This window comes from uncultured Maricaulis sp., assembly GCF_905480005.1.
Lineage (GTDB): Bacteria > Pseudomonadota > Alphaproteobacteria > Caulobacterales > Maricaulaceae > Maricaulis.
Genome location: NZ_CAJQOO010000142.1, coordinates 1 through 15,447, shown reverse-complemented (window position 1 = coordinate 15,447; position 15,447 = coordinate 1). Strand labels below are relative to the sequence as shown.

The 15,447-nt window shown below is 63.7% G+C and carries 18 protein-coding genes; 13 read left to right on the top strand and 5 right to left on the bottom strand.

Translation table 11 applies throughout. From position 1 onward, the window contains the following. A partial coding sequence (locus QZ266_RS12745) for a transketolase C-terminal domain-containing protein (protein ID WP_295695745.1) occupies window positions 1-1,230 on the top strand: 1,230 nt, incomplete at its 5' end. A gap of 19 nt (window positions 1,231-1,249) precedes the next feature. On the opposite strand, the gene QZ266_RS12740 is transcribed toward QZ266_RS12745, so the two are convergent. The 5 genes from QZ266_RS12740 to QZ266_RS12720 form a co-directional block, all read right to left on the bottom strand. Next, window positions 1,250-2,389, bottom strand: coding sequence for an SMP-30/gluconolactonase/LRE family protein (locus tag QZ266_RS12740; protein ID WP_295695743.1), 1,140 nt, complete (start codon window positions 2,387-2,389; stop codon window positions 1,250-1,252). A gap of 134 nt (window positions 2,390-2,523) precedes the next feature. Then, a complete protein-coding gene (locus tag QZ266_RS12735; RefSeq protein ID WP_295695741.1) occupies window positions 2,524-3,708 on the bottom strand; it encodes a cupin domain-containing protein in 1,185 nt (394 codons plus the stop codon). 140 nt (window positions 3,709-3,848) lie between these two features. Beyond that, complete coding sequence (locus QZ266_RS12730) at window positions 3,849-4,403, bottom strand: hypothetical protein (protein WP_295695739.1); 555 nt, start codon at window positions 4,401-4,403, stop codon at window positions 3,849-3,851. A 54-nt stretch (window positions 4,404-4,457) separates the two neighbouring features. Next, window positions 4,458-5,018, bottom strand: a complete 561-nt coding sequence (locus tag QZ266_RS12725; protein WP_295695737.1) for a hypothetical protein — start codon at window positions 5,016-5,018, stop codon at window positions 4,458-4,460. A gap of 104 nt (window positions 5,019-5,122) precedes the next feature. Next, window positions 5,123-5,458, bottom strand: a complete 336-nt coding sequence (locus QZ266_RS12720) for a hypothetical protein (protein ID WP_295695735.1) — start codon at window positions 5,456-5,458, stop codon at window positions 5,123-5,125. A 315-nt stretch (window positions 5,459-5,773) separates the two neighbouring features. On the opposite strand from QZ266_RS12720, the gene ruvC reads away from it, so the two are divergent. The 12 genes from ruvC to tilS form a co-directional block, all read left to right on the top strand. Then, window positions 5,774-6,274, top strand: a complete 501-nt coding sequence (gene ruvC / locus QZ266_RS12715; RefSeq protein ID WP_295695733.1) for a crossover junction endodeoxyribonuclease RuvC — start codon at window positions 5,774-5,776, stop codon at window positions 6,272-6,274. After that, window positions 6,271-6,912, top strand: a complete 642-nt coding sequence (gene ruvA, locus QZ266_RS12710) for a Holliday junction branch migration protein RuvA (RefSeq protein ID WP_295695731.1) — start codon at window positions 6,271-6,273, stop codon at window positions 6,910-6,912. Before ruvC ends, ruvA begins: the two co-directional genes overlap by 4 nt. 87 nt (window positions 6,913-6,999) lie before the next feature. Further along, window positions 7,000-8,055 carry a Holliday junction branch migration DNA helicase RuvB gene (ruvB, locus tag QZ266_RS12705; RefSeq protein ID WP_295695729.1) on the top strand — a complete coding sequence of 352 codons (1,056 nt, stop codon included), beginning with the start codon at window positions 7,000-7,002 and terminating at the stop codon, window positions 8,053-8,055. Further along, the gene (ybgC, locus tag QZ266_RS12700) at window positions 8,052-8,516 is read left to right on the top strand and encodes a tol-pal system-associated acyl-CoA thioesterase (RefSeq protein WP_295695727.1); all 465 of its coding nucleotides are present in this window, start codon (window positions 8,052-8,054) and stop codon (window positions 8,514-8,516) included. Before ruvB ends, ybgC begins: the two co-directional genes overlap by 4 nt. A gap of 91 nt (window positions 8,517-8,607) precedes the next feature. After that, window positions 8,608-9,276 (top strand): hypothetical protein, encoded by a 669-nt coding sequence (locus QZ266_RS12695; RefSeq protein WP_295695725.1) that lies wholly within the window; start codon window positions 8,608-8,610, stop codon window positions 9,274-9,276. Between the two features lie 173 nt (window positions 9,277-9,449). Beyond that, entirely contained in the window at window positions 9,450-10,118 is a 669-nt protein-coding gene (gene tolQ, locus QZ266_RS12690; RefSeq protein WP_295695724.1) for a protein TolQ, read from the top strand. A gap of 4 nt (window positions 10,119-10,122) precedes the next feature. After that, window positions 10,123-10,557: a biopolymer transporter ExbD gene (locus QZ266_RS12685; protein WP_295695722.1), complete on the top strand. Its 435-nt coding sequence runs from the start codon at window positions 10,123-10,125 to the stop codon at window positions 10,555-10,557. Between the two features lie 13 nt (window positions 10,558-10,570). Then, on the top strand, window positions 10,571-11,404 hold the full coding sequence (locus QZ266_RS12680) for a hypothetical protein (protein ID WP_295695720.1): 834 nt from the start codon (window positions 10,571-10,573) through the stop codon (window positions 11,402-11,404). Window positions 11,405-11,431: 27 nt separating this feature from the next. After that, entirely contained in the window at window positions 11,432-12,793 is a 1,362-nt protein-coding gene (tolB, locus tag QZ266_RS12675) for a Tol-Pal system beta propeller repeat protein TolB (protein WP_295695718.1), read from the top strand. Window positions 12,794-12,925: 132 nt separating this feature from the next. After that, window positions 12,926-13,453 (top strand): peptidoglycan-associated lipoprotein Pal, encoded by a 528-nt coding sequence (pal, locus tag QZ266_RS12670; protein WP_295695716.1) that lies wholly within the window; start codon window positions 12,926-12,928, stop codon window positions 13,451-13,453. A 110-nt stretch (window positions 13,454-13,563) separates the two neighbouring features. Beyond that, on the top strand, window positions 13,564-14,463 hold the full coding sequence (ybgF, locus tag QZ266_RS12665) for a tol-pal system protein YbgF (protein ID WP_295695715.1): 900 nt from the start codon (window positions 13,564-13,566) through the stop codon (window positions 14,461-14,463). A gap of 6 nt (window positions 14,464-14,469) precedes the next feature. Continuing rightward, on the top strand, window positions 14,470-15,447 hold a 978-nt coding region (gene tilS, locus QZ266_RS12660), incomplete at its 3' end, for a tRNA lysidine(34) synthetase TilS (RefSeq protein ID WP_295695713.1).

Here is a 15,447-nt window from a genome sequence, read left to right as displayed (position 1 = left end):
GGCGCTCCGACAAAGGCCGGCACCGCTGGCAGCCATGGTGCGCCCTTGGGTGATGAGGAAATCGCCGGCACACGGGCCGCACTGGGATGGGACTCCGCGCCGTTTGAAATTCCTGCGGATATTCGTGATGCCTGGGCCGCCACCGGGTCTGCCGACGCGCACCAGGCCTGGCAGGACCGGCTCGCCGGATCCGACAAGGCGGATGATTTCGTGGCACAGATTTCCGGCGAACCGGGCGAGGCCGAGCTGGCTGCGCTCGACGGCTGGCGCCGCAAGGTCGCTGAGGACAAGCCGGTTCTCGCCACCCGCGCCGCGTCTGGCCAGACCCTGGCCGCGATCATCGGGGACTGGCCAAGCCTGGCCGGCGGCTCCGCCGATCTCGCCGGTTCCAATCTCACCAAGACGCCGGATGTCGGCGTCGTCAAAGCGGGTGATTATGCCGGCCAATACATCCATTTTGGCGTGCGCGAGCATGGCATGGCGGCCTGTGCCAATGGTATGGCGCTGCATGGCGGGTTCCGGCCGCATGTCGCGACCTTCCTGGTCTTCGCCGACTATTGTCGCCCATCCATGCGACTGTCCTCGCTGATGCATCAGCCAGTCGTCTACGTCATGACCCACGACTCGATCGGTCTGGGGGAAGACGGTCCGACGCACCAGCCGGTTGAGACTTTGGCGTCGTTGCGCGCCATGCCGAACATGCAGGTTTTTCGCCCGGCGGATGCCCTGGAGACGGCCGAAGCCTGGGATCTGGCCCTGCGCCGTATAGACGGACCGTCCGTATTGGCTCTGTCGCGACAGAAACTGCCTTTCCTGCGCGAGGATGATGGCAGCGAGAACCGCTCGGCCCGCGGTGGCTACATCTTGTCCGATGCCGAGGGCACGCCCGATGTCGTGCTTGTGGCGACCGGCTCGGAGCTCAGCCTGGCGGTCGAAGCTGCGACCGCGCTGCGTGCCAAGGGGCGCTCTGTTCGCGTGGTTTCCGCACCCTGCCTGGACCTTCTGCTCGAGCAGGATCCAGCCTATGTCGACAGCCTCTTTCCTGCGGGAATACCGGTGGTTGCCTGTGAAGCCGCGCTGCGGTTTGGCTGGGATCAGGTGATTGGCCGCAAGGGTGGTTTCGTGGGCATGAGCGGGTTCGGCGCCAGCGCGCCGGCCGAGGCGCTCTATGAGCATTTCGGCATCACGGCTGCCGGCATTGTCGATTGCGCGGAAACACTGCTGGGCTGATCAGCCGGTTGGCTGGGACTCAATCAGTCTCCACCACGGCGCGTGTGGACGGGCCGTAAAGGCTTGCTTGCACGGCTGCCTGGGGCAGCTGGGACACGTAATCGCAATCCGTCGAGCCAAACCAGAGATCCTGGTTGGCCGTAATTGTCAGGTTGGAAATCTGGCAAATATGTCGCCCCGTATCGTCCAGCGTGGCAATGACGTCGCCGCTTGTCTCGTTCAGGACCGCGATGAAAGGGGTGGGCCGGCTCGTTGGCGGGCGCAGCCACCGCGGCAGTCGCGCGATGATCTGGGCCAGCCAGGGGTTTTTGCGAATTGTCCGGAGTGACTCGCTGCGGCGCGCCGACATGGCGATGAAAACATGTCCATCGCCATCCGTGTCCAGCCCTTCCGGAAATCCCGGGAGATTATTGGCGAAAACATCGGTAGTGCCCGCCTGTGGCCCGTCGATCCAGTGGCGCAGGACGCGAAAGCGGAACGTCTCGGCGATGTAGATGGATTGCTGATCGGACGCGACGGCGAGTCCATTGGGATAGTAGAGGCGGTCGGCGACCAGCCGGGTGCGGTGGGTGCGCGGATCCCAGACGTAGAGCGCGCCATGCGGCCGGTTCTCCAGCATGTTGATATGATGGCGCTCTGCGTGTCTCTCATGTTGGATCAGGGTCGATGCATCGGTGAAGTAGATTTGCCCATCGGGCGCGACGGCCAGATCATTGGCGAAGCCGAAGGGATAACCGGGGACGCCGGCACTGACCCGGTTCGCCTCGCCGGTCACGAGGTTCAGGTCGAACAGACCATTCGGCGTCGTGACGCCGAGGGTGGTGTCATCGATCCGGTCGATCCCGGTGACAGGCACATCGCCGAGATCGGCGAGCGAGACATCCTCGCCCGATGCTGACCGGCGGCGGACCTCGCCGGTGGCCGTGCCGTAATAGATGGTAGAATCGTCGGATACGATGAAGCCGCTTGCGGCGCCGGCCGTGCCCAGCCGGGTCAGCTGGGCGTCGTTCAGGGCGGGGCGTGGCGCCAGTACACCGGTCAGGGCCGGGGGTTCGGGCTCATCCCAATAGACGGCATTGATCGGAGATGGCCACATCAGCCAGAGCGTCGCATAGACAACGAGCGAACCCAGGATTATGGCGCCGAAGCGGAAATACATGCCAACCTGCACACAATATGCGGCCCGGACGTGCCGGGCCGCTTCAGGGAGGCGCATGTAGAGTTCTAAGCTTCGACAGTTCAAGGTGTCGCCCGGTTTTGAATTATAACCTGTCGCTGGGGCCCGAGCCTGGATCAGACCGGTATTGTCAGCCCGTATGCGTGCAGTTTTCCGAGCGTCTCGATTGCGGCGGCTTCTTCCTGGCCCTCGAAGCTTGCCGCCGTGACCTCACCGCCATCGAGCAATTTGTGAAGACCGGTTTCTGCTTCGGCCGGGAAACGAACCTCGCCGCCAGCGGTGATGATGACATTCTCATCGCCGTCGCCGGCAAAACGCCATGGCACAAAGGCGCGCAAGCGGAAGGCCTGGCCGGGACGCGCTGGCGCGGTATAGCCACTGATCGTGCCGCGGGTATTGGGCACGCGCGAGCGGATGAAGCTGTCGACGAAGAAGTCCATGGCACCGTCGAGGCTCATTTCCTGAACCAGCGTGTCGGCCAGTCCCTTGAATTGTTCGGCGGCCTGGCTGCGGTCGTATTCAGGCTGGGCAAAGCCGGGCGGAAGCGAGTGCCGCATGGCCGGTGTGCGCAGTGCGACTTCCGACACGGCTTCAAGCATCAGGTCGGCCCAGGTCTTTACGATCAATCCCAGCGTGATGTGCAGGGAAGCCGTATCACCATGGGTCTGTGCGTCATGCATCAGCCCGCGCGGGACATAGATGCACTCCCCGGCCTTGAGGACGAATTCGGCGACCGGTTCACCGGCCTGGTGGGCTTCAGGGCTGAAGCCTTCGCCGCGATAGGGGTTTTCGACGGGCGTTTCATAGAAGCGCCAGAGCTTCTCGCCCTCAATCTGGAGGACGAAGACGTCGTGGTCGTCGTAATGGGTGTTGAAGCCCTGATTGTCCGGCGGGGTCAGATAGATATTGGTCTGGACGTGGCAGCTCAGGATGGATTCGACCGCACGGCAGAATTCCCCGAGAACCGCGTCCGTCATGTGCAATTGGGGGAGGATGACCGTCGCACCCTGACGATACTGGTTGGCGACGCCGCCCCGGTCCACATAGCCGGTGTCGAACATGTAGTCCTCACGGCGGACCGGCGGTTCCGAACGGGCCATGTCCAGCGAGCCGTCCCGCAGGTCAATGCTGGAAATGATGTCGTCAATACGGGCGATGGAGAGCAGACCGGCATAACGCCCCGGATCCTCACGGTGGACGATCAGCGGCTTTTTCTCGTGGTAGTCCCGAAAAAAGGCCTCGCGATCGATCGGATCGATCATCGCGCGAAACGGATCGGTCAGCCAGAGCGGTGCAGTCATGTGGTGTGTCTCCCCCTTCGAGTCCTTGAAAAGACTAGCCAGTTGCGGATGCCTTGTCGCCTGCGCGGATGGTCGCGCTCCGGCCACACATGAAAAACCCCCGCGCTGAAGCGCGGGGGTTGATCAGGTCAAACATCATGTCAGCAGCGTCGGCCTCCGCCGACAGGGTCGGCATAGGAGCCGGTGTCGCTATCGGTACAGGAGCGACCGCCACGGCCGCCTCCAACCGGGTCAGCATAACGACCGCTGTCGCTGTCGGTGACGCCTCGGCTGCCGCCACCGCGTCCTCGTCCGACGGGATCGGCATAGGCGCCTGTATCACTGTCGGTGACGCCGGAACTCCCGCGTCCGCGACCTGCCGGATCTGCATAATTGCCGCTATCGGCATCCGTGACGCCACCACCGCGCCCGCCGCCAACCGGATCGGCATAGCTACCGGAATCGGCATCTGTCACACCGCCGCCGCGACCGTTGCCAACCGGATCCGCGTAGCGGCCCGTATCGCTGTCAGTGGCGCCGGTCGTGCCATAACCGCCACGACCTCCGCCGGCAGGATCGGCGTAGCGCCCGGTATCACTGTCGGTATAGCCGGTTGTCGCGCAACCCGCGACGGTTCCCGCAGCGCCTGTTACCACGGCTGCCCCGGCAACGCGGGTCAGGAAGGAACGACGGGAAAGCTTTCCTCGTTTGGCCATTCAAGCCTCCATAAGCGAGATCGGTACCGACCGCGTCGGCCGACCTGGCAAAACTCAGCGGCAGCGATCACCGCGGCCGACCGGATCGGCGTAGGATCCCGTATCGCTGTCCGTGCAGGACCGTCGACCACGGCCATTGCCGGCCGGATCAGCGTAGGAACCGGAATCGCTGTCCGTGATGCCGGAGCGACCGCGTCCATTGCCGACCGGGTCCGCATAGGCGCCGGTGTCGCTGTCAGTGATGCCTGAGCTGCGACGCCCGCGGCCATTTCCGGCCGGGTCGGCATAAGCGCCCGTATCACTGTCCGTCACGCCTGTGCGTCCGCGGCCATTTCCGCCCGGGTCGGCATAGGCACCGGTATCGCTATCCGTCACACCGGTGCTGCCGCGGCCGTAACCGACACGGTCTGCATTGGATCCGGAGTCCGAATCCGTTGCGCCCGTGCGCCCGTAGCCAGCACGGTCGGCGTAACTGCCGCTATCGGAATCGGTTCGCCCGGTGTGGTTCTGAGCGAGTGATGCGCCTGTAATCGTCCCGGCTGCGCCGGAGGCGATGGCGGTTCCAGCGACGCGCGTCAGAAACGAGCGACGGCTGAGTTTGCCCTTTTTGGCCATGTAACTACCTCGTTGTCGTGTCGGGCAATCCCCCAAGAACTACCCCCGTATCCCTCACGATTAAGATCTGACCACGGCGCTTGGAGACGCCGTCGTGCAGTAGTCTAGCGGCTCGGTCCGCGACCACGCGCAGGCGGGTCGATGCAGCCTGAGCTGTCACCATCGGTGAAACCGCTATTGCCCCGGCCATAGCTGGCCTGGTCGGCGCAGGCGCCACTGTCATTGTCAGTGCGTCCGGTACGGCTGGTCCCGTGGTTGGCGTCGTCACTCGGATCATTGTCGGTGATGCCGGTCCGGGCGACGGCGTCGCTCGGGTCCGCGTCTGCATAGCGTTGAACGACCGCAGCACCGGCAACAGTGGCGATGGCGCCAGTCGCTACTGTTCCACCCGCAACGCGGGTCAGGAATGAGCGGCGACTGATTTTGCCTTTTTTGGCCATGTCGAAAATCTCCAGCAACACAGTCCGGAGCGCCAAGGGCGTTCCACTTGATTTCATTGAAAGTCTAAGCAGAGCCCTTCGTGTGGGCAATTGAAAGTTCAAGAAAATTTAAGCAATGAAGTCAACTGGATAAAAGTATTCACGATAATGATTTGCAATTAAAATGAGGATGAGAATAGTTTGCATCCTGTATTCGCCGCGCATGAGACTTAGTCGCAGAACGTGACCCGCATGGTGTCTGAGGCGGGCGTGTGTCGTTCTCGTCTTGTTCCGCGTGCTCCGCTGGTGTTAAGTAGCGGCAAGCAGGAGGGGCGAATGGCGATATCCGTGCGAATTCTGGGAATTGACCCGGGCCTGCGTCGAATGGGATGGGGTGTGGTGACTGTCGAGGGCTCAAGCCTCAAGGCTGTGGCCCATGGCGTGATAACCCCCTCTACCAGCGCACCGCTCAGCGAGCGGCTGTCTCATATCTTCAACGGCGTCAGTGATCTCGTTCGCGCGTATCAGCCCGACGAGGCTGCGATCGAGGATGCTTTCATGGCCGCCAATGCTGCCTCGGCCTTGAAGCTCGGCCATGCCCGGGCCGCTGCACTGCTCGCCCCGGCGCAGGCCGGCTTGCCCGTGGCCGAATATGCTGCGCGCCTCGTCAAGAAATCAGTGGTGGGAACCGGCGCGGCGGACAAGGCCCAGGTTGCGGCTATGGTCGGAATTCTTCTCCCCGGTACAAAGGCGACGGCCGACGCTGCCGACGCCCTTGCCATTGCCATTTGTCACGCCCACCACAGACGGGCATCGGGAATAGGGAGTGCCGCATGATCGGGATGTTGAAGGGCCGGGTCGAGGCACTCGGGGCGGACGAGCTCGTGCTCGATGTGAACGGGGTCGGATATCTGGTCGGCGCCGGCGCCCGCACATTGGCGCGGCTTGAGCCGGGCCAGGATATCGTCCTGCAGATCGAAACCCATGTCCGCGAGGATGCGTTCAGACTGTTTGGCTTTATCGATGATATCGAGCGCGCCTGGTTCGTTCACCTGCAGAATATTCAGGGCGTCGGTGCGAAAGCCGCCTTTGCCATCCTGGACACCGTGCCGGTCAGCGAGATCGCCAATGCGGCTGCCCTCGGCGACAAATCGACGTTCGCCCGGGCAAAAGGCGTCGGACCGAAGCTGGCAGCGCGGATCACCACCGAACTCAAGGACAAGGCGCCGCCAACCGGGCGAAGCTTCTCGATCGGCCTGCCCGTGCACGGGACACAGGACGACGCGTCGGCACCGGACCAGGCGCCAGGCGGCGGCGCAAGCGCGGCGCGGGAAGATGCCGTCTCTGCCCTGATCAATCTGGGATACAATGAAAGCGCCGCGCGGCAGGCCGTTGCCACCATCCTGAGGGACCGTGGCGATGAAACGCCCCTGGGCGATGTCATTCGTCTTTCGCTCAAGGAATTGGCACCATGACTTTCCTCGGAGACCAGCCGCTGGATCATCTCGCTGCGAGCCGCCGGATGGACGCGGGCGAGCGGATCACGATAAGTCCCGGTGATCATGACTGACGCGCCTGACCAGACCGGCGAAGACCGCCTCATCGACCAGGACATGCAGCCCGGTGACGGGCGTGATCGTGCCCTGAGGCCGCTCTCTTTCTCCGACTTCGTTGGCCAGAAAGCCGCCATCGGCAATCTCAAAGTCTTTGTCGAGGCGGCGCGTCGACGTGAAGAAGCCCTTGATCATGTGCTCCTGTCCGGCCCACCCGGGCTCGGCAAGACGACGCTGGCCCAGATCGTGGCGCGGGAGATGGGCGTCGGGTTTCGGGCTACATCGGGCCCGGTTATCGCCAAGGCCGGAGATCTCGCCGCCATTCTGACCAATCTTGAGCCGCGCGACGTTCTCTTCATTGATGAAATTCATCGTCTGGCACCGGCTGTCGAGGAAATTCTCTATCCGGCGATGGAGGATTATTGCCTTGATCTGGTGATCGGCGAGGGACCGTCAGCGCGGACAGTCCGGATCGAATTGCCGCCCTTCACCCTCGTCGGTGCCACCACGCGGGCCGGCTTGCTGGCGACCCCCCTGCGGGACCGTTTCGGTGTTCCGGTCCGTCTGGAATTCTATGACGAGGCCGAGCTTGGTTTCATCGTGACGCGCGCGGCGTCAAAATTCGGTATTGAGGCAACGCCGGATGGCGCCCGTGAAATTGCCCGTCGGGCGCGCGGTACGCCGCGGGTCGCCGGCCGCCTCTTGCGGCGGGTCCGGGATTTCGCCGAGGCTGAAAATGCGGAGCAAATCACCGATGTGGTGGCTGATCGCGCGCTCAAGCGCCTTGAAGTCGACGAGATCGGGCTGGACAGTCTGGATCGTCGCTACCTCAAGGCGCTGGTCGAAAGTTTCGGTGGCGGTCCGGTCGGTGTGGAAACCCTGGCCGCGGCGCTCGCCGAAGCCAGGGACGCGCTGGAAGACGTGGTCGAGCCTTTCCTGATCCAGCAGGGCTTCATTCAGCGCACGCCGCGTGGTCGCCTTGCCGCGGCGCGCGCCTGGGACCATCTCGGACTGACGCCACCGCAATCCGGCAATGCCAGCCCGGGGGGATTGTTCGGGAAATGAGTGAACACCTTCAGCCCGCCAGCGGTCAGTTCGGTGCCGACAAGGCGCATCGCCTGCCGGTTCGCGTGTATTATGAGGATACCGACTTCTCGGGCGTCGTTTATCACGCGCGCTACCTGCACTTCTTCGAGAGGGGCCGGACCGAAAGCCTGCGGGCCTGCGGAATTCATCACTCCGAGTTGGCAGCGATGGAGCCGCCGCTGGCCTTTGCGGTGCGCCGCATGGGGATTGAGTTCATCCGCGCGGCCCGGGTCGATGATGTTCTGGTTGTGGAAACCCGTTTCAAGCCGCAGGCCGGCGCCCGATTGATGATGGACCAGGCCTTGACCCGTGATGGCGAGACGATCGCCACCGCATCTGTGCAAGCGGTATGTATTGACGGGGCCGGGCGTGCGAAGCGGCCGCCTGAATGGATGCAAAAGCAGTGGCAGGATTTCGTCTTGACCACTGTTTCGGAATAATTCGCATTTGCATACATAATCCGCATTCGGGTCGAAGATGACTTGTGTGTAATCTATGGGATCGCTACCCCTGAAAGAACAGGGGATGTGTTTGGCTGACTACTTTAAAACTCCCGGACAAGCAGGAACCGGCTCACCGCGGCAGCCGGACCCGCCGCCCAATTTCGGATTCAGCGTTGCGCGTGTGCTGCATGATGGCGCGGATGTCTTCATGCATTCGGTGCATGAAGCGGCCGATGGCAGCGATGTCTGGGTGACCATGAGCCTGGTGCGTCGTGACGCGGCCGGCCTGATGACAGTCAAGCGGCAGGTATCGGCGCGCTTCACGCCGAATGGTACCCACAACGCCGCGTCGACGGCCGCGGAGTCGGACTCGCGTCTGGAAGACGAGGCCTCGCTGAACAAGGCGCAGGTGCGCGCCTATATCGATTTGGTCATCGAGGGCGGCGGCTCCGAGCATCGTGACGCCTTCATTGATCGCGGCCGGTTCGTCTCGCACTCCGCTGACACCTTGTGTCGCGCCGACGGTTATGATGCGTTTGCCGCACGCCGCCGGCCAAGGCCGGGGCTGAGCTATCATGGCGTCGATGATGTGGTGGGCGAGGGGGTCTATGTTGCGGTTTTCTCCTGTTTCGACATGGATGGGGCGACCTACCGCGCTTGCGACCTCCTGCGTCTCGAAGATGGACGCATCGTCGAGCACTGGGACGTTGTCGAAGAAGTCGCGCCTCATTCGGTTGCACACAACGATGATGCGTGAGCGCGCAGTATTTGCGGTTATCACCTCCTGAAATTTGCCGTATTCGGTAGGCAAGGATCCGTTCCGGGCGGAGCGCGTCATGGCAGGCATGGAGTCTGCATGGTGATGTACGGATTGTGGAACACGGTATCGGACCGGTGTGGACACCGGGTCGAAGCGCAAGGGTGAGCGTTATGGAGTCTTCTGTCGTCGAGGTCGCACAAGTGGTGGAAGGATTCTCCTTCTATTCATTGTTCATGCGCGCCGACTGGGTGGTGAAGGGTGTGATGGGCATTCTCGCCTTCATGTCGGTCTGGTCGTGGGCAATTGCCATCGACAAGGCGCTGCAAATGCGTGGCCTGCATGCCAAGGCCAAGCTGTTCGAGCGCGAATTCTGGGCCGGCCGCTCAATCGACGCGCTGGCTGACCAGTTTGCCAAGAACCCGCGCGAGCCTTTTTCGCGCGTCTTCGCGGCGGGTCTGCGTGAATGGAAGGGCGACAATGCCGGCGGGCGTGTCTCCAAGGCGGCAGGCGCGGAAGCCGGCCGCCAGATGACAAGTTCCGAAGGCGGCCTCGGCATTCTCGCCACGATCGCCTCGGCCGCGCCCTTCGTCGGCCTGTTCGGGACGGTCTGGGGCATCATGAATGCCTTCCGCTCCATCGCTGCCTCCCAGGATACCAATCTTGCCGTGGTCGCGCCGGGTATCGCCGAAGCGCTGTTCGCAACCGCTTTGGGCTTGCTCGCTGCGATCCCGGCGGTGATCTTCTTCAACGCCCTGTCCGCCAATCTCGCCAAATACGGCTCGCGCCTTGACGGTTTCGTTGATGAGTTGTCGGCCCTGGCCGACCGGGACGGACTGTAATCCGATGGCCGTTTCGCTCGATAGTGGCGGTTCCCGTCGCGGCCGCGCCCGCTGGAAGCCCAAGGCCGAGATCAATGTCACGCCTTTCGTGGATGTAATGCTGGTCCTGCTTATCGTCTTCATGATCACCGCGCCCCTGCTCACCGTGGGCGTACCGGTCAATCTGCCGGAAACCGAGGCGCGCAATCTGCCGGCTGGCGAAGAACCGCTTACCGTGACGGTAAATGCCGACGGCGTGATCTTTCTGCAGGAGACCGAAGTCGAGATCGCCGAGCTGGTCCCGCGCCTGCGGGCGATTGCCGGGACCGGTTTTGATGCGCGCATCTATATCCGGGCTGATGACGGCGCCGCCTATGGCGATGTTGCGCGTGTCATGGCCAATATCAATGCGGCGGGCTTCTCCAATCTGGGCCTGGTGACGGACCCGGTCGAGCGGTAGCGGCGGCAATCTGGTGCGTGGTCTTGTTCTCTCCCTTTTTGTGCATGTCGGCATCATCGCCGGCGGGTTCATCTATCTGCCCCGCATGTCGCACGTGCTGGAGAGCGCGCCCATTGTGCCGGTCGAGCTGGTCACGCTCGCAGACACCACGAATATCCGCGCTGCCCGTCCCGACCCAGAGCCGGTCGAGGACGAGGTGCCGGAAGAGACGATCGACGATGTTATCGCCGAGCCGGTAGACGCGCCGGCACCTGAGCCCGATCCGGTCGAGGCCGAGCCGGAAATCATCGACACAGAGCCCGAAACGCCCGCCGAGCCGGATCCGGAGCCGGTCGACGAAGACCCGGAACCTGAACCTGAACCGGTGGAAGCTGACCCCGCGCCACCACCCGAGCGTCGCCGGGATCCGGAACCGGCTGAGCCGTCGCTTGATGATATTCTCGGGGACTTGTCCCGCAGCATTGCCGAAAACCGTGATCCGCAGACCGCCGATGACGGCGCGCGTCGCAATGCGGTCGGCAATGGTGAGGAAATGACCGCGACGCTCCAGGTCATGCTGCGTTCGCATCTGGCCCGCTGCTGGCGTGCGTCGCTGGATGCGCCCGAGCCGGATGAGCTGGCGGTCCAGCTGGTTCTGGATCTGGACCGCAATGGCGAGCTGACTGGCCCGCCGCGTCTCACGGATCAATCGCGCGTGCTCAACTCGCCCAATCCCTATCTGCGTGTGGCCGGTGAACGGGCCCTGCGGGCGGCCGTCCAATGCCAGCCTTATCCGCTGCCGCCGGAAGCCTATTCTCAATGGCGTCAAATTGAGGTCAATTTCTCGCCGTCCTTATACGGTGGCTAGTCACATTCGTCCCGGAGACCCTGTCCCATGACCCGAATTCTTGTCCTGTTCGCTGCGCTGCTCGCCCTGATTGGCTGGTCCGCTGCCTCCGACGCCCAGGAACCGCTGCGGGTCGATGTGACCCAGGGCAATCTTGATCCCATGCCGATCGCGGTCCCCGATTTCGTCGGCGCCTCTAACGAGGCGCTGCGGCGCGGGGCCGATATCACCCGTGTGGTTGCCAATGATCTGGCGAGTTCCGGCCTCTTCACGCCGGTCGATCAGGATGCCTTTATCGAGGACATTGCCAATATCGACCTGCGTCCGCGCTTTTCCGATTGGCGGGTCATCAATGCCGATGCGCTTCTGGTCGGCAGTGTCACCATCCAGGAAGATGGCCGTCTGGTTGTCGGCTTCCGCTTGTGGGACACGCGCCTTGAAGAGCAGCTGCTCGGTCTGCAATACCGCACCGCGCCGGAAAACTGGCGCCGGGTGGCGCATCGCCTGGCCGATGCCGTCTATGAGCGACTGACCGGCGAGACCGGCTATTTCAACACCCGCATCGTCTATGTCTCGGAAGGCCGCGGGATCGAGGGTGAGCCCATCCGCCAGCTGGCGCTGATGGACCAGGATGGCGCCAATCCGTCCTTCCTCACCGATCGCTCCTACATGGCCCTGCTGCCGAATTACTCGCCCAGCGCCCAGGAGATCACCTATGTCTCCTTCCTCGACGGCCAGGCGACGACCTATCTCTACAATCTCGAAACCGGTCGCCAGGAAGCGCTCTTCGCCTCTGGCGGAGCGGGTGCGGCCAGTCAGGTCGACCCGGACGGTCAAAGCCTGTCCGCGCGTTTCTCGCCGGACGGATCCGAGCTGGCTGTCTCCATCGAGACTCGGTCAGGCCATGACATCCACCTCTTCGACCTGCAGACGCGCAATCTGCAGCGCCTGACCCAGCACCCGGCTGATGATGTCGAGCCGTCCTTCGCCCCTGATGGCGAGCGCATCGTGTTTTCCTCGGCGCGCGGTGGCGGGTCCCAGCTTTATGTGATGAACCGCGATGGCAGCGATGTGCAACGCATCACATTCGGGTCTGGCCGCTATACCACGCCGGTCTGGTCGCCCCGCGGCGATCTGATCGCCTTCACCAAACAGGTGGGTGGTCAATTCCTGCTCGGCGTGGTCCGCGCGGACGGGTCCGGCATCGAGCGAATTCTGTATGAGGGCTATTTCGTCGACACCCCGGCCTGGTCACCGAATGGCCGCGTCCTGCTGTTCACGCGCGGGGAAGCGCGCAGCAATGGTACCCGGTATGAAATCTGGAGTGTTGACCTTGCAGGTTTCAATCTGCGGCGGTTGGCGACGGGCGGAATGGCGTCCGACCCGGCATGGTCGCCCTTGATTGAGTAGACGATTTCTGCGTAACGTTTTGACCGGTATGCGGCGCCATTGGGGGGGTCGCCATCGGTACAACATCACGTTTCGCGTGATTGGGAGTAAGCCACAGGCCTTGGCGCTTGGGCTGGATGAGGGTGTAACATTATGAAAATCAAACTTTTTGCCATTGCGGCGCTTGGGGCGTTTGCGACCGCTTGTGCGTCGACACCGCCGGTCGATGACACGCCGCCGATGCGTGATCCGGATCCGATTGTCGAGCCGGATGATACCGGTCCGGTCGATACCGGACCGGGCTATCAGCTGGGTTCGACGGAACATTTCGTTGAAGCCGCCGGCGATCGCGTCTTCTTCGGTCTTGATCGCAGCGATCTGTCCGACGAAGCCCGCATGACGCTTCGCCGTCAGGCCGCATGGCTGGCTTCCTATCCGGGTGCCCGCATCCTCGTCGCCGGCAATTGTGACGAGCGTGGCACACGCGAATACAATCTGGCTCTCGGCGCCCGTCGCGCCAATGCGGCCAGGACCTATCTGATCAGCCAGGGTGTCGATCCGTCGCGGATTTCGACCACCTCCTACGGCAAGGAACGCCCGACCTGTACGCAGTCGTCGGAAACCTGCTGGGCGGTCAACCGCAACTCGACCACGACGCTGGTCGGCGGCTACACCAACTAAGCTGTTGCAGTTTGTGACAGGGAACGCCCGTGACACCTGTGTCGCGGGCGTTTTCCATTCGCGGTCCGAACGCCGCAATTTTGCCGTCCTCGTTCGCTAGGTGCGTACTCATGATCAGATATCTTTGTTTCTCCGCCCTCTCTGTTGCGCTGATTGCCGCGACTCCCGCCGACGCCCAGTCCCGCCGCGAGCTGGCGGAACGGATTGATGCGACGGAGGTTCGCATCGGCGAACTGGAATCCGAATTCATGGCGGGTGACCCGGTGGCTGAAGCCCTGATCCGGCGCATGGACGAGCTGGAATACCAGGTCCAGTCCCTGACCGGTGAGGCCGAGCGATTGAATTTCGAGAACCGGCAGCTCCGTCAGCAAGTCGAAACCCTGCAAAGCGAGATGGAAGCGGCGCGCCGCCCGGTCGCACCGACGCCTGATGATCCTGCTGTCGCCTGGATGAATGAAGGCCTTGGCCCGGACGGTGAAACTGTCCTGCAGAACGGGGCCGAGACCGCGAATGGCGCTGAACTTGCCGTCATCGACCCCAATGACCCACATGGCGAAGCCCGGGCCGCCGCTACGGGCGTTCTTGGTGGCGCTCCGGCGTCGGGCAATGGCGGCGGAGCCGCGCCGCCAGATCCGGCGGCGACGTATGAAGCCGCCCGCGCGCGGCTTCTCGACGGCGATTTCATCGGCGCCCAGGACGGGTTCGAGCGCTTTGTCGCGGACAATCCCGATCATGGCCTGACATCGCAGGCCTATTACTGGCTTGGCGAGACATTCTATGTGCGCAGCGATTTCACACGGGCTGCCGATGCCTATATCGCCTCGCTGCGCCAGCAGCCCGAGGGCGAGAAGGCGCCGGACGCCCTTGTGCGCCTGGCGGCCTCCCTGCACGGGATGGGGCGGACCGAAGATGCGTGTTCCACCCTGGCTCGCTTTGGCCGCCAATTCCCCAATGCTGCTCCCGCCTCGCAGGCGCGGGCCGCGCGGGAGTCGGTACGCGCCAACTGCTGACAGGCTTTGCTCGCGCCCGCCGATACGGTCTTCGCCGCGCTGGATGAACTGGCCGGAGACGGGCGGATTGGCATTGCTTGTTCCGGCGGCGGCGACAGCCTTGCCCTGCTTTTCCTCGCCTCCGACTGGGCCTGGCAAAACGGTCGTAGCCTGCATGTCCTGACAGTCGATCACCGTCTGCGCGAAGAGAGCCGCGCGGAGGCCGAACTCGTGGCCTCGGTAGCGCGCCGTCTCGGCTGGGAGTGTGACGTCCTGCACTGGGACACGGCCCGGCCCGGACATGGATTGCAGGCCCGCGCCCGCGCCGCCCGGCACGTCTTGCTGGCCCGCGCCTGCCGGCAGCATGACCTGCCGGTATTGCTGATGGCCCATACCCGCGATGATCAGGCCGAGACGGTCGCCCTGCGGCTTGCCGCCGGCGGCAGTTGGCGCAGCGCGACCGGCATGTCGTGTCAGGCACCATCCCCGGCCTGGCCCGAGGGCCGTGACCTGGTTCTGCTTCGTCCCTGTCTCGATGTGAGCCGGGCGGACCTGCGTGATGTTCTGGTCCGGCGTGGTGCGCCCTGGGTTGAAGATCCGTCGAATGCTGACCGTCACTATGCCCGCATTCGCATGCGGGACCGTCTGATGGTTTTGGGTGAGGCCGGATTCTCGCCTCACCGGATCGCCGCCTTGGCGGATGCCTTGGGGCCGATTCAGCGGGCCGAACGGCAATCGGCCTGGCTTGCGGCCCGGACATGCCTCGTCCTCAAGGACTGGGGCGCCGCCGAGATCGATTGCGCCGCCTGGGCCCGGATTGTGCCCGCGGTTCGCCTGACCCTGCTTGAGGCGCTCGTCTCGGCCGTCTCGGGGCAGGCATTGAGTCCGTCGCGTGCGCGTCTGGAGCCGTTGGATGCGGCCCTTCTGGCTGGCCGCCCCCTGTCGGGATGCGGCGTCGGACTCATGGGCCGGGCCGAAGCGCGCATGATCATGGTCCGGGACCGC

Coding starts and splice junctions, on each gene's coding strand:
- pal (WP_295695716.1), top strand. CDS start 12,926: ATGAAAATCAAACTTTTTGCCATTGCGGCGCTTGGGGCGTTTGCGACC.
- ruvB (WP_295695729.1), top strand. CDS start 7,000: ATGACTGACGCGCCTGACCAGACCGGCGAAGACCGCCTCATCGACCAG.
- QZ266_RS12730 (WP_295695739.1), bottom strand. CDS start 4,403: ATGGCCAAACGAGGAAAGCTTTCCCGTCGTTCCTTCCTGACCCGCGTT.
- QZ266_RS12725 (WP_295695737.1), bottom strand. CDS start 5,018: ATGGCCAAAAAGGGCAAACTCAGCCGTCGCTCGTTTCTGACGCGCGTC.
- ybgF (WP_295695715.1), top strand. CDS start 13,564: ATGATCAGATATCTTTGTTTCTCCGCCCTCTCTGTTGCGCTGATTGCC.
- ruvA (WP_295695731.1), top strand. CDS start 6,271: ATGATCGGGATGTTGAAGGGCCGGGTCGAGGCACTCGGGGCGGACGAG.
- QZ266_RS12740 (WP_295695743.1), bottom strand. CDS start 2,389: ATGTATTTCCGCTTCGGCGCCATAATCCTGGGTTCGCTCGTTGTCTAT.
- tolB (WP_295695718.1), top strand. CDS start 11,432: ATGACCCGAATTCTTGTCCTGTTCGCTGCGCTGCTCGCCCTGATTGGC.
- ruvC (WP_295695733.1), top strand. CDS start 5,774: ATGGCGATATCCGTGCGAATTCTGGGAATTGACCCGGGCCTGCGTCGA.
- ybgC (WP_295695727.1), top strand. CDS start 8,052: ATGAGTGAACACCTTCAGCCCGCCAGCGGTCAGTTCGGTGCCGACAAG.
- QZ266_RS12720 (WP_295695735.1), bottom strand. CDS start 5,458: ATGGCCAAAAAAGGCAAAATCAGTCGCCGCTCATTCCTGACCCGCGTT.
- QZ266_RS12735 (WP_295695741.1), bottom strand. CDS start 3,708: ATGACTGCACCGCTCTGGCTGACCGATCCGTTTCGCGCGATGATCGAT.
- tolQ (WP_295695724.1), top strand. CDS start 9,450: ATGGAGTCTTCTGTCGTCGAGGTCGCACAAGTGGTGGAAGGATTCTCC.
- QZ266_RS12685 (WP_295695722.1), top strand. CDS start 10,123: ATGGCCGTTTCGCTCGATAGTGGCGGTTCCCGTCGCGGCCGCGCCCGC.